Source organism: Vibrio mytili (genome assembly GCF_000830505.1).
GTDB classification, from domain to species: domain Bacteria; phylum Pseudomonadota; class Gammaproteobacteria; order Enterobacterales; family Vibrionaceae; genus Vibrio; species Vibrio mytili.
The window spans coordinates 20,869-42,414 of sequence record NZ_JXOK01000001.1 but is presented as its reverse complement, the minus strand read 5'-3'; the positions used below and the strand labels follow the sequence as shown (position 1 = coordinate 42,414).

At 45.8% G+C, this 21,546-nt stretch carries 13 protein-coding genes and 5 pseudogenes; 13 read left to right on the top strand and 5 right to left on the bottom strand.

The genetic code is table 11. The features are described 5' to 3' along the window. Positions 1-190: 190 nt before the first annotated feature. Positions 191-2,280 (top strand): annotated as a pseudogene (locus SU60_RS00190) (alpha-amylase). Positions 2,281-2,539: 259 nt separating this feature from the next. Next, positions 2,540-3,792 (top strand): annotated as a pseudogene (locus tag SU60_RS00185) (valine--pyruvate transaminase). Positions 3,793-3,877: 85 nt separating this feature from the next. Here SU60_RS00185 and SU60_RS00180 read toward each other — a convergent pair. The 5 genes and pseudogenes from SU60_RS00180 to dnaA all read right to left on the bottom strand — a co-directional run bounded on the left by SU60_RS00180 (position 3,878) and on the right by dnaA (position 10,985). Further along, positions 3,878-4,315, bottom strand: coding sequence for an Hsp20 family protein (locus SU60_RS00180; protein ID WP_041153783.1), 438 nt, complete (start codon positions 4,313-4,315; stop codon positions 3,878-3,880). A 580-nt stretch (positions 4,316-4,895) separates the two neighbouring features. Beyond that, positions 4,896-7,312 (bottom strand): annotated as a pseudogene (gyrB, locus tag SU60_RS00175) (DNA topoisomerase (ATP-hydrolyzing) subunit B). A 13-nt stretch (positions 7,313-7,325) separates the two neighbouring features. Then, positions 7,326-8,405, bottom strand: coding sequence for a DNA replication/repair protein RecF (gene recF, locus SU60_RS00170; RefSeq protein WP_041153782.1), 1,080 nt, complete (start codon positions 8,403-8,405; stop codon positions 7,326-7,328). Positions 8,406-8,414: 9 nt separating this feature from the next. Beyond that, positions 8,415-9,514 (bottom strand): annotated as a pseudogene (dnaN, locus tag SU60_RS00165) (DNA polymerase III subunit beta). 64 nt (positions 9,515-9,578) lie between these two features. Further along, on the bottom strand, positions 9,579-10,985 hold the full coding sequence (gene dnaA, locus SU60_RS00160) for a chromosomal replication initiator protein DnaA (protein ID WP_041153781.1): 1,407 nt from the start codon (positions 10,983-10,985) through the stop codon (positions 9,579-9,581). A gap of 651 nt (positions 10,986-11,636) precedes the next feature. Between dnaA and SU60_RS00155 the strand changes: the two genes are divergently transcribed. The 11 genes and pseudogenes from SU60_RS00155 to rsmG all read left to right on the top strand — a co-directional run bounded on the left by SU60_RS00155 (position 11,637) and on the right by rsmG (position 21,535). After that, positions 11,637-12,383, top strand: coding sequence for an amino acid ABC transporter substrate-binding protein (locus SU60_RS00155; RefSeq protein WP_041153780.1), 747 nt, complete (start codon positions 11,637-11,639; stop codon positions 12,381-12,383). A 115-nt stretch (positions 12,384-12,498) separates the two neighbouring features. Beyond that, a complete protein-coding gene (locus SU60_RS00150) occupies positions 12,499-13,170 on the top strand; it encodes an amino acid ABC transporter permease (RefSeq protein WP_041153779.1) in 672 nt (223 codons plus the stop codon). Beyond that, on the top strand, positions 13,167-13,904 hold the full coding sequence (locus SU60_RS00145) for an amino acid ABC transporter ATP-binding protein (protein ID WP_041153778.1): 738 nt from the start codon (positions 13,167-13,169) through the stop codon (positions 13,902-13,904). Before SU60_RS00150 ends, SU60_RS00145 begins: the two co-directional genes overlap by 4 nt. 241 nt (positions 13,905-14,145) lie before the next feature. Further along, the gene (gene rpmH, locus SU60_RS00140) at positions 14,146-14,280 is read left to right on the top strand and encodes a 50S ribosomal protein L34 (protein ID WP_005378825.1); all 135 of its coding nucleotides are present in this window, start codon (positions 14,146-14,148) and stop codon (positions 14,278-14,280) included. Positions 14,281-14,326: 46 nt separating this feature from the next. Further along, positions 14,327-14,650, top strand: coding sequence for a ribonuclease P protein component (rnpA, locus tag SU60_RS00135; protein WP_245228324.1), 324 nt, complete (start codon positions 14,327-14,329; stop codon positions 14,648-14,650). Then, a complete protein-coding gene (gene yidD / locus SU60_RS21070; RefSeq protein WP_084735478.1) occupies positions 14,617-14,874 on the top strand; it encodes a membrane protein insertion efficiency factor YidD in 258 nt (85 codons plus the stop codon). Before rnpA ends, yidD begins: the two co-directional genes overlap by 34 nt. A 2-nt stretch (positions 14,875-14,876) precedes the next feature. Beyond that, complete coding sequence (gene yidC, locus SU60_RS00130; RefSeq protein WP_041153776.1) at positions 14,877-16,499, top strand: membrane protein insertase YidC; 1,623 nt, start codon at positions 14,877-14,879, stop codon at positions 16,497-16,499. Positions 16,500-16,632: 133 nt separating this feature from the next. Next, positions 16,633-17,994: a tRNA uridine-5-carboxymethylaminomethyl(34) synthesis GTPase MnmE gene (mnmE, locus tag SU60_RS00125; RefSeq protein ID WP_041153775.1), complete on the top strand. Its 1,362-nt coding sequence runs from the start codon at positions 16,633-16,635 to the stop codon at positions 17,992-17,994. Between the two features lie 104 nt (positions 17,995-18,098). Beyond that, on the top strand, positions 18,099-18,533 hold the full coding sequence (mioC, locus tag SU60_RS00120) for an FMN-binding protein MioC (protein ID WP_041153774.1): 435 nt from the start codon (positions 18,099-18,101) through the stop codon (positions 18,531-18,533). Between the two features lie 475 nt (positions 18,534-19,008). Then, a pseudogene (mnmG, locus tag SU60_RS00115) lies at positions 19,009-20,903 on the top strand (tRNA uridine-5-carboxymethylaminomethyl(34) synthesis enzyme MnmG). Next, on the top strand, positions 20,903-21,535 hold the full coding sequence (gene rsmG, locus SU60_RS00110; protein ID WP_041153773.1) for a 16S rRNA (guanine(527)-N(7))-methyltransferase RsmG: 633 nt from the start codon (positions 20,903-20,905) through the stop codon (positions 21,533-21,535). The pseudogene mnmG and the gene rsmG overlap by 1 nt, the downstream one beginning before the upstream one ends. Positions 21,536-21,546: the final 11 nt, after the last annotated feature.

Sequence of the window (21,546 nt, the reverse complement as noted above, 5' to 3'; positions counted from 1 at the left end):
AAACACCAAAGGGAAGCGGCAGCTTCCCTTTTTTGTCACTAGCACCATGATGTTAGGTCTGTTTTTTGTTCATTTTGTGACTAATACAAAGATTTGTAGGGTGAGAAGGCGCAAACTTGTTGGTTTATCACTCGGATTGTAGAGGCCCTGTTTTGCTATAACTGTGCTGTTTATTCGGGGGAAGAACACAATGAAAAAAAACATTCTCGCACTCTCTATCAGCCTACTCAGTGTCAGTGCGTGTAGCCAAACACCAGACAACGCCATTGTACTCAGTCTAGGTGACAACCAAACTGTATTTGAACAAAATGCCCAAGGCTTGCTCATTGCGGAGCAAAAATTGGACAAAGGCAGTTACACTTTTACCATCGCAGACAGCAAACAAAGCTGTGGCAGCCGTTTTGCACTGGCGGAAGAAAACCGCATCAAATTTAATACGCCATTAAAAATGGATGCATGTGCAGCTGATGCCAACATACCGTTGCGCATTTTCAAAACGAACACATACCAGTTTACGCTTAACCCAGCCACCAACGAGCTGACAGTTAAGCTTAAACCCAAAAAAAATCAAGATATCACCTACTCTTGTCCAGTCGCGACAGACACGCCAAAAACCATTGATGTCACCCAAACCTTTGCCAATGGCACTGTACTCCGCGATGCCTTGACGGGCAAACAAGCTACCGTTACTAATGGCAGTATCACACTTCAACCCGGCCCGATGAGCCAAGGGTTATTGCTATTAGAAGCCGTTAACCAGCCAACAGATACACCTTTTAGTTGGGATAACGCCACGGTGTATTTTGTGATGACCGACCGCTTCTACAATGGCAATCCAAGCAACGATAACAGCTATGGTCGTAGTAAAGACGGCCAACATGAAATCGGTACTTTCCATGGTGGTGACCTCGCTGGCCTGACCCAAAAACTGGATTACATAGAGTCTCTGGGCGTCAATGCCATCTGGATCACTTCTCCACTGGAGCAAATCCATGGTTGGGTAGGCGGTGGCGATAAAGGTGACTTCAAACATTACGGCTACCACGGTTACTACCATCTAGATTGGACCAAGCTGGATGCCAATATGGGCAGCGAAAAAGAACTGCAAACCTTTATCGATACTGCGCATAAAAAAGGCATTCGCGTTATCTGGGATGTCGTCATGAATCACACTGGCTATGCGACCTTGGCAGACATGCAAGAGTTTGGTTTCGGTCAACTCTACCTCGACGATCAGGAAGCCAAAGACGTCTTGGGCGAAAAGTGGACCGACTGGCAACCTAAATCGGGCCAAAGTTGGCACAGCTTTAACGACTACATTAAATACAGTGATAGCAAAGCATGGGATAAATGGTGGGGCAAAGATTGGATTCGTACCGACATCGGCGCTTATGATGCTCCGGGCTACAATGATCTGACCATGTCACTGAACTACTTACCCGATCTAAAAACCGAATCGAGTGAGAAAACTGGTTTACCCAATTTCTTCCATAACAAAGAGACTCATGCCCGCGACGAGCAAAAAACACCACGTGAACACCTTATCACCTGGCTGTCGGATTGGGTTCGTGACTACGGTATCGATGGCTTCCGTGTGGATACTGCAAAACATGTAGAGATGGAAGCATGGGCTGAGCTGAAAACCAGTACCGAAAAAGCCTTGACTGAATGGAAGAAAAATAATCCGGATAAAGCGCTGGATGATTTACCATTTTGGATGACCGGTGAAGTATGGGCTCACAGCGTGGTAAAAAGCCCTTACTTCGATAACGGATTCGATTCAATTATTAACTTTGAATTTCAATCGGACGTGGCACCTAAAGCGTTGAAATGTTTTGCCAACCTAGACAGTGATTACCGTCGTTACTCCGAGCAGATTAACACCGACCCCACTTTCAATGTACTGAGCTACCTATCTTCTCACGATACGCAGCTATTCTGGGCGGCGCGCAGCCGAAGTTTGATGATCAAGCCCGCGCGGCCAATGCTTTAATGCTGACTCCGGGAGCAGTACAAATCTATTATGGGGACGAGATTGCCCGTGATTTCGGTGTTACTGGCTCAGATACTCACCAAGGCACACGCTCAGACATGCCATGGGATAAGATTCATGGTCAACGTGAAGACCTACTGCATCATTGGCAAAAACTGGGGGAATTCCGTAAACGTCACCCAGCTGTTGCACAGGGCAAGCATATCACTCGTAACCAAGAAGGCTATTACGCCTTTGAGCGTCAGTACCAAGACGATAAAGTGTTGGTCGTCTATACGGGCGAATAATACCAGTAGTAAATAATGGGTTTTTCTATCACCACCAGCAAAAAGGAAGCATATGCTTCCTTTTTTATTACTACCCCAAAATAACATCGCTTCACTATCCTGCATTTCTGGTCTGAACAGATAATTATTTCTTCTTTGAGTAAATTCACACTTTTCGGGCTAATAACATTAGGGTAAGGTCAAGTATTACTCTATAAGCCGAATTTAATCGGCAGACAAAGTCCCCACAGCAATCACAATGAAGTAGGTAAAAGTACGCATGCAGTTCTCAAAGTTTGGTGAAAAGTTTAATCAGTATTCTGGTATTACACAGCTAATGGACGATTTAAATGATGGTCTGCGCACACCTGGTGCCATCATGCTCGGTGGTGGCAACCCAGCCGCCATTCCTGCCATGCTCGATTACTTTCACCAAGCCAGTGACGAAATGCTCGCCAGTGGAGAACTCATCGCCGCCCTTACTAACTACGATGGCCCACAAGGTAAAAATGCATTTTTAAAAGCATTAGCGAACCTATTTCGAGAAACCTACGGCTGGAACATCAGCGAAAAGAACATCAGTCTGACCAACGGCAGTCAAAGCGGTTTCTTTTATCTCTTTAACTTGCTGGCAGGCAAGCAACCTGATGGGGCGCATAAAAAAATCCTGTTACCGATCGCCCCAGAGTACATCGGATATGGCGATGCAGGGATTGATGAAGATATTTTCATCTCTTATCACCCAGAAATTGAATTACTCGACAATGGTCTGTTCAAATATCACGTGGACTTTGAGCAACTGACCGTCGATAGCTCCGTCGCCGCTATTTGTGCATCACGTCCAACCAACCCAACTGGCAATGTACTGACCGACGAAGAAATCCGTAAACTCGATAAGCTCGCACGTGAGAATAACATTCCGCTGATCATCGATAACGCGTATGGCTTGCCGTTCCCGAATATCATTTTTGAAGAGGTGGAGCCGTTCTGGAATGAAAATACGATTTTATGTATGAGCCTATCCAAACTGGGATTACCTGGCGTACGCTGTGGCATTGTGATTGCCAGCGAGGAGGTAACTCAAGCCTGAGCAACATGAACGGCATCATCAGTTTAGCACCTGGTAGCGTGGGACCGGCGATAGCAAACCACATTATTGAAAAAGGCGACTTACTTAAACTGAGCTCGGATGTGATCAAGCCGTTTTATAAGCAAAAGTCTCAGCGCGCAGTCGAGCTGTTACAACAGGCCATCACCGATACACGTTTTCGTATCCACAAACCTGAAGGTGCGATTTTCTTGTGGCTATGGTTTGATGAACTGCCGATCACAACCATGGAACTGTACCGTCGCTTAAAAGCACGTGGTGTATTGATTGTGCCAGGAGAGTACTTCTTTATTGGTCAGCAAGACGAGTGGGATCATGCTCATCAATGTTTGCGCATGAATTACGTCCAAGACGATGAAATGATGCAAAAAGGCATTGCGATTATTGCCGAAGAAGTCGAAAAGGCATACCAAGAAGGTCAGTAAAGCCAGGCGAGGCAACGCGTCAAACCACCCATTTAAAAGAGCGCCTGAAGGCGCTCTTTCTCACTCTATAGAGGCGAATATCCGATTAGTGCGTTTCAATCAGATGATTGCCACCGATGGCAATTTTACGAGGTTGCATTGCCTCAGGAATTTCACGCACCAAATCTATGTGCAGCAAACCATTTTCCATCGATGCCCCCGTCACTTTGACGTAGTCCGCCAGCTGGAATTTACGCTCAAAATCACGCTCTGCAATACCTTGGTAAACGTAGTTTTTACCTTCTTCAGCTTTACGCTCCCCTTTTACAATCAACATATTTTCATTTTGGGTCAGATCGAGCTGCTCTTCTGCAAAACCCGCCACCGCCATGGTAATGCGGTAATTATGTTCGTCTTTTTGTTCGATGTTGTAAGGAGGGTAACCGCCTGAGCTGTTTTTTGCGTTGTTTGCTTCCATTAGGTTTAGCAAACGGTCAAAGCCAATAGCATTACGGTATAGTGGTGAGAAATCTACATTGCGCATAAATCTATCCTCTTAATATAAGCAATAGTCCTAACTCGATGACCCAAGTCAACTTGGCGTGTTTCTGCAAAAAAGCACCGCCGAATTAGGAGATTCTTATCATTCTGATGGCCAACGAATATCGGCTCGAGACATGATATTGAATCTTTAAAGTTAAGTTGTGTGCTAAAACCAAGCATCCTCTCTTGAGCGATCTTGTTTTAGCGATGATAGAGAGCCGAACTTCTAGTCTCTAGCAAGCCAGCTAACCTCTTCAATTCTAGATATAAGGTCGGAAAAATGACTTTCAAGGGGAAATAGGTAAAAAAGGTCCTAGAATCCTAGGTACTAGGCCCAAGGGGTACAAGCGCAAGGCCTAGGATTCCTTTTCAATGCGTTAAATTCCATGTCAAACACTTCTGTATTCGGTAATCCGTATTCTAAAAACACAAATTAAAAAACCACGTTAAACACCGAAGTCTCAGCGATCTCCTCTAGGACCTAGGATCCTAAAACCTAGGACCTTATTTACCTTCTAAAAAAACGCCATCTCATTTAGAGATGGCGCTTTTATTCACAATGATTTGCGAAGTGATTTCGACTACACGTCTAGGTTCGCTACTTTAAGCGCGTTTTCTTCGATGAAGTTACGACGCGGCTCAACTTGGTCACCCATCAGTGTGGTGAACAACTGATCGGCACCTACTGCATCTTCAATCGTAACTTGCATCATGCGGCGCGTTTCTGGATCCATGGTGGTTTCCCAAAGCTGATCTGGGTTCATCTCGCCAAGACCTTTGTAGCGTTGGCGACTCAAGCCACGCATTGACTCCTTAACCAACCACGCCAGAGCGTCTGAAAAATGGTTAACTGGCAGAGTACGTTCACCTCGTTTGATGTACGCGCCCTCTTCCAGCAATCCGTCCAACGCTTCGGAAAGGTCGGCAAGCTTGCTGTACTCTTTTGAGTTCAGGAAGTCGATGCTTAACGCATGTTCATGAGTCACACCATGAGTACGTACGATAATTTTTGGCAAGTTTAGGCCAAGATCGACGTGCTGCTCTACTTCATAGCTGTATTGGCTCGCACCTACTTCTTTCGCGTTTAGCTGCTCAACTAACTGCTTAGTCCACGCTTCCACTGCTGCTGCATCATGACACAATTCAGCCGTCAAGCGAGGTGTGTAAACCAACTCATGCATTAATGCATTTGGGTAACGGCGGCTCATACGATCAGCAAGCTTAATACCCGCGTTGTACTGCTGGACCAGTTTCTCCAATGCTTCACCTGCCATTGCTGGTGCTTCTGCATTCACGTGTAATGATGCATTATCCAACGCCAATGACACTTGGTATTGGTTCATCGCCTCTTCGTCTTTAATGTACTGCTCTTGTTTGCCCTTTTTCACTTTGTAAAGCGGGGGCTGAGCGATGTACACGTAACCACGCTCAATCAGCTCTGGCATTTGACGGTAGAAGAAAGTCAACAGTAGCGTACGGATGTGCGAACCATCAACGTCCGCATCGGTCATAATAATGATGTTATGGTAACGCAGTTTGTCTGGGTTGTACTCATCACGACCGATACCACAGCCAAGTGCCGTGATAAGCGTAGCCACTTCTTGCGAAGAGAGCATCTTGTCGAAACGTGCTTTTTCAACGTTCAGGATCTTACCTTTCAGCGGTAGGATAGCCTGATTCTTACGGTTACGACCCTGTTTCGCTGAACCACCCGCAGAGTCACCCTCCACAATATACAGTTCAGACAGTGCCGGATCTTTTTCCTGACAGTCGGCGAGTTTACCTGGTAGACCTGCAAGGTCTAACGCGCCTTTACGACGCGTCATCTCACGAGCTTTACGTGCTGCTTCACGAGCACGGGCTGCATCGATGATTTTCGAACAAACCATCTTCGCTTCTGTTGGGTTTTCTACTAGGAATTCTGATAGTTTTTCACCCATTGCCGATTCAACCGCTGATTTCACTTCTGATGAAACCAGTTTGTCTTTAGTCTGGCTCGAGAATTTCGGATCTGGCACTTTCACGGAAACAACGGCAGTCAGGCCTTCACGCGCATCATCACCCGATGTTGCCGTTTTGGCTTTTTTAGAAAAACCTTCTTTGTCCATGAAGCTGTTCAGTGTACGAGTTAACGCGGCACGGAAGCCCGCTAAGTGAGTACCACCATCACGCTGTGGAATGTTGTTGGTAAAACAGAAAATGTTCTCCTGGAAACCATCATTCCATTGCATTGCCACTTCTACCGCGATGCCATCTTCACGTTCAAAATTGAAGTGGAAGATTTTCTCGATGATTGGCGTTTTGTTGGTGTTTAGGTGATCAACGAAGGCTTTGATACCACCTTCATACATAAAGTGATCTTGCTTGTCTTCTTCACGCTCATCAATAAGCTTGATAGAAACACCTGAGTTCAGGAATGACAATTCACGTAGCGTTTTGCCAAAATATCATAATGGAATTCAGTGTTTGTGAAGGTTTCCGAACTTGGCCAGAAGCGAATGGTTGTACCGGTTTTATCCGTATCACCCACAACAGCTAAAGGAGCCTGAGGCTCGCCGTGACGGTAAGTTTGAGTATGGATGTGACCACCACGATGAATCGTCAGTTCAACTTTCTCAGAAAGCGCGTTTACAACCGAAACACCTACACCGTGTAGACCACCAGAAACTTTATACGAGTTATCGTCGAATTTACCACCCGCATGAAGCACCGTCATGATCACTTCTGCTGCAGAAACATTTTCTTCAGAGTGGATTTCAGTTGGAATGCCACGACCATCATCGCTAACAGAAACCGAGTTGTCCTCATGAATTGTCACAACGATGTCTTTACAATGACCCGCCAACGCTTCATCAATTGAGTTATCCACCACCTCGAAAACCATGTGGTGAAGGCCAGTGCCGTCGTCCGTATCGCCGATGTACATTCCTGGACGCTTACGTACCGCATCCAGACCCTTCAGTACCTTAATACTCGATGAATCGTAATTTTCAGACATGAGTTTCTCTCTTCTAGTTTGACTCTATCCTGCCGTGTTCCACATGAAACAATTTACCATGTTCGTCCAACATGTCGGCGATTTGGTGTTCAGTGATAGAGCTGACAAATACTTGTGCGCCCGTCTCTTTCAAGCAATCAGCAAGACGCTTACGACGTTGGCTGTCTAATTCCGACGCGAAGTCGTCAATTAGGTAAATGCATTGTTTGTCGGTCATTGCTGTCAGGTGTTGCCCTTGCGCTACGCGCAGTGCACACACCATCAGTTTTAGCTGACCGCGTGACAGAACATCCTCTACTGGTGTTCCATTCACTTTAATGCGCAAATCGGCTTTATTGGGACCACTAAAGGTGTAACCCAATGCCTGATCGCGCTCGAAGTTTTTTTCTAGTATCTCGTGGTATGGTGTATCTTTATCCCAGCCACGATAATACTTCAATTGGATCTCAAATTCTGGCAAAAACGTGCTGCAGATCGATTCTGCAACAGATCTCATTTGCTCGATGTAATGTGCACGCCAATGGCTAATGTTTTCCGCCAAACGTGCCATCTCTTGATCCCAGTAACTGAGCTCTCGATAACTGTTCGCCGTTTTTAGCAAGGCATTTCTCTGTTTGTTGAGACGTTTAAAACGCCCCCATGCCTCATAAAACGCAGGCTCAGAATGAAAGACCCCCCAATCAATAAACGCTCGGCGATGTTTAGGACCATCCGTCAGTAAATCAAACCCTTCTGGATGTATCAACTGCAACGGTAACACTTGTGCAAGTTGCGCAAGCTTTTGTCCAGATTGACCGCCTATTTTAACCTCTGTTGAGCCATCACGCTTCTTATTAATGCCGATTGGTAACTCAAATTGATCAGAGTTCAAAAAACGCCCGTGCACAAACAGTTCATCGCATTCATTTTGAATAACGCGTCCCGTGAGTGAGCTTTTGAACGAGCGACCATGTCCAAGCAGGTAGACCGCTTCTAATACACTGGTTTTACCGCTGCCATTGGGGCCAATAAGAAAGTTAAAGCCTGCTGATAACGGAATATCACAGGCTTTTATGTTTCGAAATTGCTGAATAATAAGGCGTGAAAGAGGCATTCAATTCGCTTACAGACGGATTGGCATTACCACATACATGGCACTGTCATCGTCGGCATTTTCAATCAATGCACTCGCATTGGCATCCGACATCGACACTCGGACATTTTCACAACGCAAGGTATTTAAAACGTCCAACACATAGCTCACGTTAAAGCCAATTTCGATGGCATCACCTTCAAAGGTGACATCCAGCATTTCTTCTGCTTCTTCTTGTTCTGGGTTGTTGGCTGTAATGCGCATTTCTGTCCCAGCAAGGTTAACACGTACCCCGCGGAACTTTTCATTAGACAAAATAGCCGCACGAGAAAATGCCTGACGCAATTCATCACACCCAGCCACCAGCGTTTTGTTGGTACTTTGAGGTAAGACACGACGATAATCAGGGAAGCGACCATCAACCAACTTAGAGGTAAAGGTGAAGTTATTCACTTCCGCGCGCACGTTAGAGCTGCCAATTTGTAATATCACGGCTGATCTGGCGCGTCCATCAACTTAACTAACTCTTGAACCCCTTTACGCGGCACAATAATTTGCTTCTGAGCAAAGTCGGCATCCAGTGACATTTGCGATACCGCCATGCGGTGACCATCCGTCGCGACACTGCGTAATGTCGTACCATCAATTTCAAACAGCATACCGTTGAGGTAGTAGCGTACATCTTGGTTGGCCATAGAGAACTGAGTTTTCTCGATAAGCGCACGCAGATCGGCCTGGCTTAGCGAGACTTCGACATCACTTTGCCAATCTTCAATGTTAGGGAAATCATTAGCTGGAAGCGTCGCCAGTGAGAAACGGCTACGACCAGATCGCACCTGCACACGATCGCCTTCTAGCACAAAGGTAATGATGGCGTCTTCGGGTAATCCACGACAAATATCAAGAAACTTACGCGAAGGAACGGTAATACTGCCCGCTTCGACATCCCCTTCCAGAGTCACTTTACTTACCAGTTCCACTTCCAGATCGGTTGCGGTCATGGATAGCACGTTCTCTTCTACTTTTAATAGTAGGTTACCCAAAATAGGCAGGGTTGGTCGACCACCCAAAGCACCCGATACCTGTTGTAGCGGTTTGATTAAATGACTACGTTCAATAGTAAATTTCATGCTTGGCTCTTTTACGCTGTCAGCTCAAAAAATGATGTGTTTAGAATACGGCTATTCTAACCGATTAAGAAGACAGGGTGCGAATCAAGTTAGAGTAATCTTCTTTAATATCGTGGCTCTCTTCACGCAACTGCTCAATCTTACGACACGCATGCAGAACCGTGGTATGGTCGCGACCGCCAAACGCATCGCCAATTTCCGGTAAACTGTGGTTAGTCAACTCTTTTGCGAGCGCCATGGCTAACTGACGAGGACGCGCAACAGAACGGGAGCGACGTTTCGAAAGCAGATCTGCCACTTTAATTTTGTAATACTCCGCTACCGTCTTTTGAATATTGTCGATGGTAACCAGCTTCTCTTGCAGTGCTAACAAATCACGCAGCGCTTCACGCACAAAATCGATCGTAATAGGACGACCCGTGAAATTCGCGTTGGCAATCACACGGTTCAACGCCCCTTCCAGCTCACGCACGTTGGAACGCAGGCGCTTAGCGATAAAGAACGCCACTTCGTCTGCAAGATGAATTTGGTGATCTTCCGCTTTCTTCATTAAAATCGCCACACGCGTTTCGAGTTCAGGTGGCTCAATAGCAACCGTCAGACCCCAACCAAAACGCGATTTAAGGCGATCTTCAACCCCATTGATCTCTTTAGGATAACGATCAGAAGTTAGAATGATTTGTTGGTTACCTTCCAGTAAAGCGTTAAACGTGTGGAAGAACTCTTCTTGTGAACGCTCTTTATTGGCAAAGAATTGGATATCATCGATGAGCAATGCATCGACACTGCGGTAATAACGTTTAAATTCTTCAATTGCGTTATTTTGCAATGCCTTGACCATGTCCTGTACAAAACGCTCAGAGTGCATGTACACCACTTTCGCGTTTGGATTGTTATCCACAATCGCGTTGCCCACAGCATGCAGCAAGTGGGTTTTACCCAAACCCGTGCCGCCATACAAAAACAATGGGTTGTATGCTGCTCCTGGGTTATCCGAAACTTGACGCGCCGCAGCCAAACCTAATTGGTTTGATTTACCTTCAACAAAGTTGTTGAACTTATGTTTTGGGTTCATATTTGAGCGGTGGTTAATCTCCGCGATCGCTTGTGCGTCATCATCCCAGGTTTTATGAATCGGTTTGCGTGCTTGCAGCTGAGCCGGAGCCGAAGATTCGGCAGCGACATCTGCTGGGGTACGTTTTGGCGTCGGCTTAGGAGCAGATACCGGACGGCTACCTACTTCAAAGCGCAAATTCGGAATATCGCTACCACAATGTTCTTGCAGTAAACGAGTAATATTATTCAGATATTTATCACGCACCCAGTCCAACACGAAGCGGTTTGGCGCGAAGAGAGTGAGAGTATTGTCATTGAGCTCCGCTTGTAGCGGACGAACCCACATACTGAATTCTGTAGCTGGTAGCTCTTCTTGAAGCTGCTGCAAACATTGCAGCCAAAGCGAAGATGACACGGTGCCCCCACTGAGTAGTTGAATTATCGGAAAAGACTGGCAATTTTACCTGTTGATAACCAAGATCGCCAGCGATTGATCGACGATCCAGTGAATAAGATCCAAGTTATTCACAATTAATTTGTAAAACTTGCTGAGTTCAACACACCTTGCCCCACATTTGCCCACACAATGATCCACAATTAAGCAAAATGGCTAAGATCCCATGATTGGTGATAACTCTGTGCATGAATGTATTTTTGATCCCTACTCAAGGATCTATCCACATACTTGTCAACCGTTGCCCTCAACTTATTCATCGTTCTTCAAATAGGCGCTGTTTCAATAATAATCTTGCTATCCAACAAAGCCATTTTTGTTACAAAAAATTAGGATTAGCTATGATTGAGAAACAGACATACTCAAATACTCCCGAGCATACTGTCTTAGAACCATATCACCGCAGGCCAGTCTGGAGCTGGAGCGGTATATCAAGATAAGCAACTCAGCGGAACAACATCCCCTATGAATCATTCAAATAACGCAGAATTCACTAGGGGTTAAATTTATCATGAGTTATTCCTCTGCGATCTAGGTTAGTTCTCTTGGTTATTTAAATAATTGAGAGAATTAACAGTAGAATATATAACCATAAAACAATGGAGATACATTATGAAAAACTGGATAAAAGTGGCTGTGGCTGCTATCGCACTGTCTGCTGCGACGGTTCAAGCGGCAACTGAAGTAAAAGTCGGCATGTCTGGTCGTTACTTCCCATTCACGTTTGTAAAACAAGATAAGCTGCAAGGCTTCGAAGTCGACATGTGGGATGAAATCGGTAAACGCAATGACTACAAAATTGAATATGTGACGGCTAACTTTTCTGGTTTATTTGGTCTGTTAGAAACAGGCCGTATCGATACCATCTCCAACCAAATTACTATCACCGATGAACGTAAAGCCAAATACTTATTTGCGGACCCGTATGTGATAGACGGAGCGCAAATCACAGTACGTAAAGGTAACGATAGCATTAACGGCATCAAAGACCTTGATGGCAAAACGGTAGCGGTGAACCTAGGTTCAAACTTCGAGCAGTTGCTACGTAAATACGATACCGATGGCAAAATCAATATCAAAACATACGACACGGGTATTGAGCATGATGTGGCACTCGGTCGTGCAGATGCGTTCGTCATGGACCGTCTTTCTGCTCTAGAACTGATCAAAAAAACCGGTCTGCCATTACAACTGGCTGGTCAACCGTTCGAAACCATTGAGAACGCATGGCCTTTCGTCGATAACGAAAAAGGACGTGAACTACAGGCAGAAGTCAACAAAGCTCTGGCTGAGATGCGTGCAGATGGCACTGTTGAGAAAATTTCTGTGAAATGGTTTGGTGCCGATATTACGAAGTAAAAATACTTTGAATTTGGGCAACGAGAATGGTATCACTCTCGACCACTAATAAACTCTTGCGAAGGTGGAACGTTGGTTTCCACCTTTTCTTTTCTCTAGCCTTTAGGTAAGACGTATGGGATTTGACTTTAATTACATGCTGGAACTCCTGCCGATATTACTCAAATATCTCGGCACCACCATGGAAATGGCCACATGGGGATTGGTATTTTCGCTGATTTTATCCGTCATATTAGCGAATATCCGCGTCTTTAAAGTGCCTGTGCTTGATCAGCTAAGCCAACTCTATATTAGCTTCTTTCGCGGTACGCCTTTGTTGGTACAACTATTCCTGCTTTATTACGGCTTACCGCAAATCTTCCCATTGATGGTGGGCATAGATGCATTTTCAGCCGCCGTCATCGGTTTAACTCTGCACTTTGCGGCGTATATGGCGGAAAGCATTCGTGCCGCGATCATCGGCATCGATCGCAGTCAGATGGAAGCCAGCTTATCTGTAGGCATGACCACGTCACAAGCGATGCGCCGAATCATCTTACCGCAAGCGACTCGCGTAGCTTTGCCATCTCTGATGAATTATTTCATCGATATGATTAAATCCACGTCCCTCGCCTTCACCCTTGGTGTTGCAGAGATCATGGCCAAAGCACAAATGGAAGCGTCATCCAGTTTCCGTTTCTTTGAAGCTTTCCTCGCGGTGGCCCTCATCTATTGGGGCGTCGTGGTTATTCTAACTCGAGTACAAAACTGGGCAGAAGCGAAACTGAATAAGGCGTATGTACGATGATCAAATTAGAAAATATCCACAAACGCTTTGGTGATACGGAAGTACTGAAAGGCATTGATCTAGACATCCAACAAGGTGAAATCATCGTCATCATTGGCTCAAGCGGCACCGGTAAATCAACGTTATTGCGTACCGTGAACTTTTTAGAACAGGCGGATCAAGGTCGAATTACTATTGATGATATTTCTGTTGATGTGCAAAAAAACACTAAAGCTGAAGTGTTGGCATTGCGTCGTCGGACGGGGTTTGTCTTTCAGAACTATGCCCTTTTTGCTCATCTAACCGCTCGCCAGAATATTGCCGAAGGTCTTGTCACGGTGCGTGGCTGGAAGAAAAACGAAGCATTGCAACGTGCTCAGCAAATCTTGGATGATATTGGCCTCGGTGAAAAAGGCGACAGTTACCCAGCAGCCCTCTCTGGTGGTCAACAACAACGAGTTGGTATTGGTCGTGCAATGGTCTTGCAACCAGAACTGCTGCTGTTCGATGAACCCACATCAGCACTGGATCCCGAGTGGGTTGGAGAAGTTTTGTCTCTCATGAAGAAGTTAGCCAATCAGCATCAAACCATGCTGGTGGTCACGCATGAGATGCAGTTCGCTAAAGAGGTCGCTGACAGAGTGATCTTTATGGCTGAAGGTCATATTGTTGAACAAGGTTCTCCACAGGATATCTTCGATAATCCACAAGATCCTCGTTTGAAAAAATTCCTTAACCAAGTGGGAATAGAGTAACGATCGACGATCAGGATCGATTGATCCTTGAGATTTTACTCACACTACGTATAATCGCCCGGCCGGAATTTCGTACTCATGAGTCATTGACACATTATGTGAGTGTGATTACAATTCCGCCTCTTTGTTGAGAGGCGTCGGTTGCTCTTCTCTATATAAAGAGCTTCTTTATAAAAGAAAGCAAGTACCCACGCCGGGTTTAACAAGAACCTAAAACTACTGATCAGTAAAGGTAATTATCATGAAACGCACTTTTCAACCTACAGTTCTAAAGCGCAAGCGTACTCACGGCTTCCGTGCTCGCATGGCAACTAAGAACGGTCGTAAAGTTATCAACGCACGTCGTGCAAAAGGCCGTGCACGCCTATCAAAATAATCACTAGTTTATTTTGAACACGTACGCGTTTAATCGGGAGTTACGTTTGTTAACTCCCGAGCATTATCAAAACGTCTTCCAGCAAGCTCATCGAGCTGGCTCGCCTCATTTCACCATCATCGCCCGCAAAAACACACTTTCTCATCCACGATTAGGTCTTGCTGTCCCTAAAAAGCAAATCAAAACTGCTGTTGGTCGCAATCGATTTAAACGCCTGGCTCGTGAAAGTTTTCGCAATCAGCAACATCAACTGCCAAATAAAGATTTTGTTGTGATCGCGAAAAAAAGCGCGCAAGATTTGAGCAATGAAGAACTTTTTAAGCTGTTTGACAAATTATGGCAACGCCTGTCTCGCCCTTCACGTGGATAGCCATTGGGCTCGTTTATCTGTATCGCTGGTTTATCAGCCCTTTGATTGGTCCTCGTTGCCGGTTTACGCCAACCTGCTCCACTTACGCACTAGAAGCTTTGAAAGCTCACGGTTTTGTAAAAGGATGTTGGTTATCAGGCAAACGTCTATTAAAATGCCATCCTTTGAATGAAGGCGGCTATGACCCCGTTCCACCAGTCCAAAAACAAGACAGAGATAACTAACGATGGATTCTCAACGTAATATCCTGCTCATTGCTCTGGCCCTGGTTTCTTTCTTGCTTTTTCAACAATGGCAAGCAGCAAAGAACCCAGCACCTCAAGCAGTTGAACAGGCTCAAACAAGCAGTACGCTGCCTGCACCATCTTTTGCTGATGAGCTCGATCCAGCTTCAGGCCAACAGCAAGCTTCAACAAAAACTATCACAGTAACGACTGATGTTTTAACTCTGTCGATCGACACCGTTGGTGGCGATGTGGTACACGCAGACCTAAACCAATACGCAGCTGAACTCAACTCATCTGACCCATTTGTACTTTTAAAAGATACGCAAGGTCACCAGTTCATTGCACAAAGTGGTCTAGTTGGCCCTCAAGGTATCGATCTTAGCAGCACCAATCGTCCACACTACAATGTCAGTGCAGACAGCTTTACACTGGCTGAAGGTCAAGATGAACTGCGCGTTCCGATGACGTTCAGTGCCAATGGTCTTGAGTACACCAAAACTTACATCTTCAAACGTGGCAGCTATGCCCTTAACGTTGAATACGATGTGGTGAACAACTCAGGTAATAATGCGACCTTTGGTATGTACGCACACCTACGCCAAAATCTGATGGACGATGGTGGCAGCATTACTATGCCAACCTACCGTGGTGGCGCATACTCTTCAGCAGATACACGCTACAAGAAATACAGTTTTGATGATATGCAGAACCGCAATCTGTCTATCAATTTAGCTGACGGCCAAGGCTGGGCTGCAATGATCCAACACTACTTTGCCGCAGCTTGGGTTCCACGTAATGAATCAGGAACCAATCTTTATACGCGTGTAATTGGTAACATGGGCGATATCGGTATCCGTATGCCGAACAAAACCATTGCTACTGGTGACCAAGCGAAGTTCGCAGCAACCCTTTGGGTTGGTCCAAAACTGCAAGATGAAATGGCGGCAGTTGCACCAAACCTAGACCTTGTTGTTGACTACGGCTGGTTGTGGTTCATTGCTAAACCTCTTCACTGGTTGCTGTCAGTGATTCACGGTTTTGTCAGTAACTGGGGTGTCGCTATCATGCTATTGACCTTTGTAGTTCGTGGCGCGATGTACCCACTAACGAAAGCTCAATACACCTCGATGGCGAAAATGCGCATGCTACAGCCTAAGCTGCAAGCGATGCGTGAGCGTATTGGCGATGACCGCCAACGTATGAGCCAAGAAATGATGGAGCTGTACAAGAAAGAGAAAGTAAACCCACTGGGTGGCTGTCTACCTCTTGTTCTACAGATGCCTATCTTCATTTCACTGTACTGGGCACTTATGGAATCGGTTGAGCTACGTCACTCACCATTCTTCGGTTGGATCCATGACCTTTCAGCACAGGACCCATACTACATCCTGCCAATATTGATGGGCGCGTCAATGTTCATGATTCAGAAGATGAGCCCAACAACGGTAACGGATCCTATGCAGCAGAAGATCATGACCTTTATGCCGGTTATGTTTACTTTCTTCTTCTTGTTCTTCCCATCAGGTCTTGTTCTGTACTGGTTGGTATCGAATATCGTGACGCTAATCCAGCAAACATTGATCTACAAAGGGCTGGAGAAAAAAGGCTTACACAGTAAGTAACCCTGCTAAAAATGATTAAGAAAGGCGGCCAAAAGGTCGCCTTTTTGTTTTTGGCTGATTACAATTCAGCTAACAAATGGTTCTGGCTCCCTAGGGTCACCCTACCCTAAAGCCCAGCTAAAAAGGCACTATTATGACTACAGATACGATTGTCGCCCAAGCAACGGCACCTGGCCGTGGCGGTGTCGGTATTATTCGTGTTTCAGGCCCCAAAGCCAATCAAGTTGCACAAGCCGTGACAGGTCAAACACTAAAACCTCGCTACGCAGAGTACCTGCCATTCAAGTCTGAAGACGGGGTGACACTCGATCAGGGCATTGCACTGTACTTCCCTAACCCACATTCATTTACAGGTGAAGACGTACTCGAACTCCAAGGCCATGGTGGCCCAGTGGTTATGGATATGCTGATAAAACGTATCCTGGGCATTGAAGGCGTGCGTGCCGCACGCCCAGGTGAGTTTTCTGAACGTGCGTTCCTCAACGACAAGATGGACCTAACTCAAGCAGAGGCGATCGCGGATCTGATTGATGCTAGCTCAGAAGAGGCAGCAAAATCAGCCCTACAGTCACTGCAAGGTCAGTTTTCTCAACGAATTCAAACGCTAGTAGAGTCTCTGATTCATCTGCGTATTTATGTTGAAGCCGCGATTGATTTTCCAGAGGAAGAAATCGACTTTCTTGCTGATGGAAAAGTATCGGGAGATCTCCAGTCGATAATCGATAACCTTGATGCCGTGCGCCGTGAGGCGAACCAAGGTGCGATTATGCGCGAAGGAATGAAGGTGGTGATCGCGGGACGCCCAAATGCAGGAAAATCTAGCCTGTTAAACGCACTGTCTGGCAAAGAGTCCGCGATTGTCACCGACATCGCTGGTACCACTCGTGATGTTCTGCGCGAACACATTCATATCGATGGGATGCCGTTGCACATCATCGATACCGCTGGCTTGCGTGATGCATCTGATGAAGTGGAAAAAATTGGTATTGAACGGGCATGGGATGAGATAGCCCAAGCAGATCGCGTGCTATTCATGGTTGATGGCACCACAACCGATGCCACCGACCCTAAAGATATCTGGCCAGATTTTGTTGACCGACTCCCAGGCAATATTGGCATGACCGTGATCCGCAACAAAGCCGATCAAACCCAGGAAGAAATGGGGATCTGTCACGTCAATAACCCTACACTAATTCGTCTATCGGCTAAAACTGGTGCGGGCGTGGATGCACTGCGTGAGCACTTAAAAGAGTGTATGGGCTTCTCAGGTAATAGCGAAGGCGGCTTTATGGCTCGTCGTCGTCACCTTGATGCACTTGAGCGCGCCGCACAACACCTACAAATCGGCCAAGAGCAACTCGAAGGGTATATGGCAGGGGAAATACTCGCGGAAGAGTTACGCATCACCCAGCAACATTTGAACGAGATTACCGGAGAGTTCAGTTCCGATGACTTACTCGGACGCATTTTCTCTTCATTTTGTATCGGCAAATAATAAAACACGCGGTGTTAAGCTCGGCTTAATACCGCGTTTCTTTTTATATTCCCAGTACCTGAAGCAATACACAAGCACAGCTATAAGCGTTAAAAGGAAGGCACATGATCCACATTATCACAGGCAGTACTCTAGGAGGCGCCGAATATGTTGGTGATCACCTCAGTGATCTACTCAATGAGAATGGCTTTGAAACCACGATCCACAACCAACCGGATCTCGCGTCGATCGATAATCAAGGCACTTGGTTACTGATCACATCAACGCACGGAGCCGGTGATTATCCAGATAACATTCAGCCTTTTATTGCCGCATTGCAAAACACCCCCCCTAAAATGGCCGATGTGAGGTTCGCCGTTATCGCGATTGGGGATTCCAGCTACGATACCTTTTGCGCAGCTGGTCAACACGCATATGACCTGTTGGAAGATATTGGTGGCACGCCAATTACTGAGTGTCTGAAGATTGATGTCCTTAGCCACGCAGTACCCGAAGATGCAGCAGAAGCATGGTTAAAAGAACATATCGATCGTTTTTAGCCCGCCAAATGACAACAACAGAGTCGTTATACGGCTCTGTTTTTCCTTACTGTGAATAACTTTTTTCAATTCCCATCGTTTAACCGCTCAAAAAACAACCAAACAGACTGTGGATAAGTAGGCTAAGATCCAGTGATTTTCCTTTAGTTATCCCAATAACAACTTTGATCGTTTTCCCCCCTTGTGTATAACCACCCATTTTGATCCCAGGAAATCCTCGTGTAGATCCAATCATGATCACAAGATATGATCCACATGAGATCCATGATCTTGTTGATCATTTTAAGCTTATCCACAGAAAAGGAGGATCCTAATAATAGATCTAATAAAAGATCATATATATAGATCTTATATATATATAACTTGAAGCCTTAAACACAGAAAGCGAGAAAACGATTTTCTCTCTGGCATAAAGCAGGTAAAATGTGGCTCCTTTATCTGTCCAATAAATCCTTTGAATACCTGAGGTCGGTTCATGCTTTATCACGAAAATTTTGACGTCATTGTTGTTGGTGGCGGTCACGCAGGAACGGAAGCCGCACTCGCATCTGCACGTACAGGACAAAAGACTCTTCTCCTGACTCATAACATCGATACATTAGGCCAAATGTCTTGTAATCCAGCAATTGGTGGTATCGGTAAAGGACACCTAGTCAAAGAAGTGGATGCGATGGGTGGCTTAATGGCACAAGCCATTGACCATGCAGGTATTCAGTTTCGAACGCTTAACGCATCAAAAGGTCCTGCGGTACGAGCAACGCGTGCTCAAGCCGATCGCGCCTTGTACAAAGCTTACGTTCGTAACGCATTAGAAAATGCTCCAAATCTAACCTTGTTCCAACAATCGGTCGATGATCTTATCGTAGAACAAGATCGTGTTATCGGTGTTGTTACTCAGATGGGCCTCAAATTCCACGCGAAAGCGGTAGTGTTAACCGTAGGCACGTTCTTGGGTGGCAAGATCCACATTGGTATGGAAAGTGCGTCGGGAGGCCGAGCAGGTGATCCACCTTCGATCGCGCTAGCGGATCGACTTCGCGAGTTACCTTTCCGTGTGGATCGTTTAAAAACAGGTACGCCGCCACGTGTTGACGCGCGTTCGGTTGATTTTTCCCAGCTTGAAACTCAGCATGGCGATGACCCAACCCCAGTCTTTTCATTCTTGGGTAACCGAGAGCAACATCCGCGTCAAATCCCATGTTTCATTACTCATACTAACGAGAAAACACACGACGTTATTCGTAACAACCTTGATCGTAGTCCGATGTACGCAGGGGTTATTGAAGGTATTGGCCCACGCTACTGTCCTTCGATCGAAGACAAAGTCATGCGTTTGCCGACAAAAATAGCCACCAGATTTTCATCGAACCAGAGGGGCTCACCACACATGAGTTATACCCGAATGGCATCTCCACAAGCTTACCGTTTGATGTTCAGGTTCAGATCGTTCGCTCGATGAAAGGCTTTGAGAACGCGCATATTGTTCGTCCTGGTTACGCAATCGAGTACGATTTCTTTGATCCACGTGATCTCAAGCAAACCTACGAAACTAAGTTTATCAACGGATTATTCTTTGCTGGTCAAATCAACGGCACAACCGGTTACGAAGAAGCCGCTGCGCAAGGTTTGATGGCGGGCTTAAACGCGAGTCTCTATAGTCAAGACAAAGAAGGCTGGAGTCCACGCCGCGATCAGGCTTACATGGGCGTATTGATTGATGATTTGTCTACGATGGGAACCCAAGAGCCGTATCGTATGTTCACCTCTCGTGCGGAATACCGTTTGCTGCTGCGTGAAGACAATGCCGATTTACGATTGACCGAAAAAGCGCGTGAACTTGGTTTGGTGGATGACGTCCGTTGGGCACGTTTCAACGAAAAAGTCGACAACATGCAAACGGAGCGTCAGCGCCTTAAATCGACGTGGATGAATCCAAAATCAGAGGGCATTGAAGCGCTGAACCAATTGTTAAAAACGCCAATGGCACGCGAAGCAAGTGGTGAAGATCTTCTTCGTCGACCAGAGATTACCTACGAACAATTGACTCAGTTAGATGCTTTTGCACCCGCGATGGAAGATCGACAAGCAGCCGAGCAAGTGGAAATTCAAGTCAAATACGATGGTTACATTAAGCGACAGCAAGATGAAATCGAAAAATCCTTGCGCCATGAGCACACCAAGCTCCCGGTGGATTTAGATTACAAAGACGTGAAAGGCTTATCAAATGAAGTGGTCGCAAAATTAAGTGAAGCCAAGCCGGAAAGCGTGGGCATTGCTTCTCGCATTTCAGGTATTACACCGGCAGCAATTTCGATTCTACTGGTACACCTTAAGAAACATGGTTTGTTGAAGAAAGGTGAGGAAGTGTAATGAGTGCTCTACGTACCAAACTGGATGCTCTGCTTGCTCAGACGGATTTAGAAGTATCAGAAAAACAACGTGACCAATTGGTCGGTTATGTTGAACTATTAAACAAGTGGAATAAAGCTTACAATCTTACCTCGGTTCGTGATCCACTTGATATGCTTGTTAAGCATATTCTTGATAGCGTAGTGGTTAGTACTCACTTATCGGGAGAGCGTTTTATTGACGTAGGTACCGGGCCAGGGTTGCCTGGTATTCCGCTTGCGATTATGAATCCTGAAAAAACGTTTTATTTGCTTGATAGTTTGGGTAAACGTATCCGTTTTATTAAGCAAGTTGTACATACTTTAGGTTTAAATAATGTCACACCAATACAGAGTCGAGTGGAAGAGTTTCAACCGGAAGAAAAGTTTGATGGTGTTCTGAGCCGTGCTTTTGCATCGATAACGGATATGGTGGAGTGGTGTCACCATTTGCCAAAACAGGACAACGGTTTGTTTCTTGCATTGAAAGGACAACATCCTAAAGATGAATTAGATCGGCTTCCTGAGTGGTGTAGTGTGACCGAGATCATATCTTTAACGGTTCCAGAGTTGGAAGGTGATCGTCATCTAGTAATCTTATCGCGCAAGGGATAATTAGCGAGGTA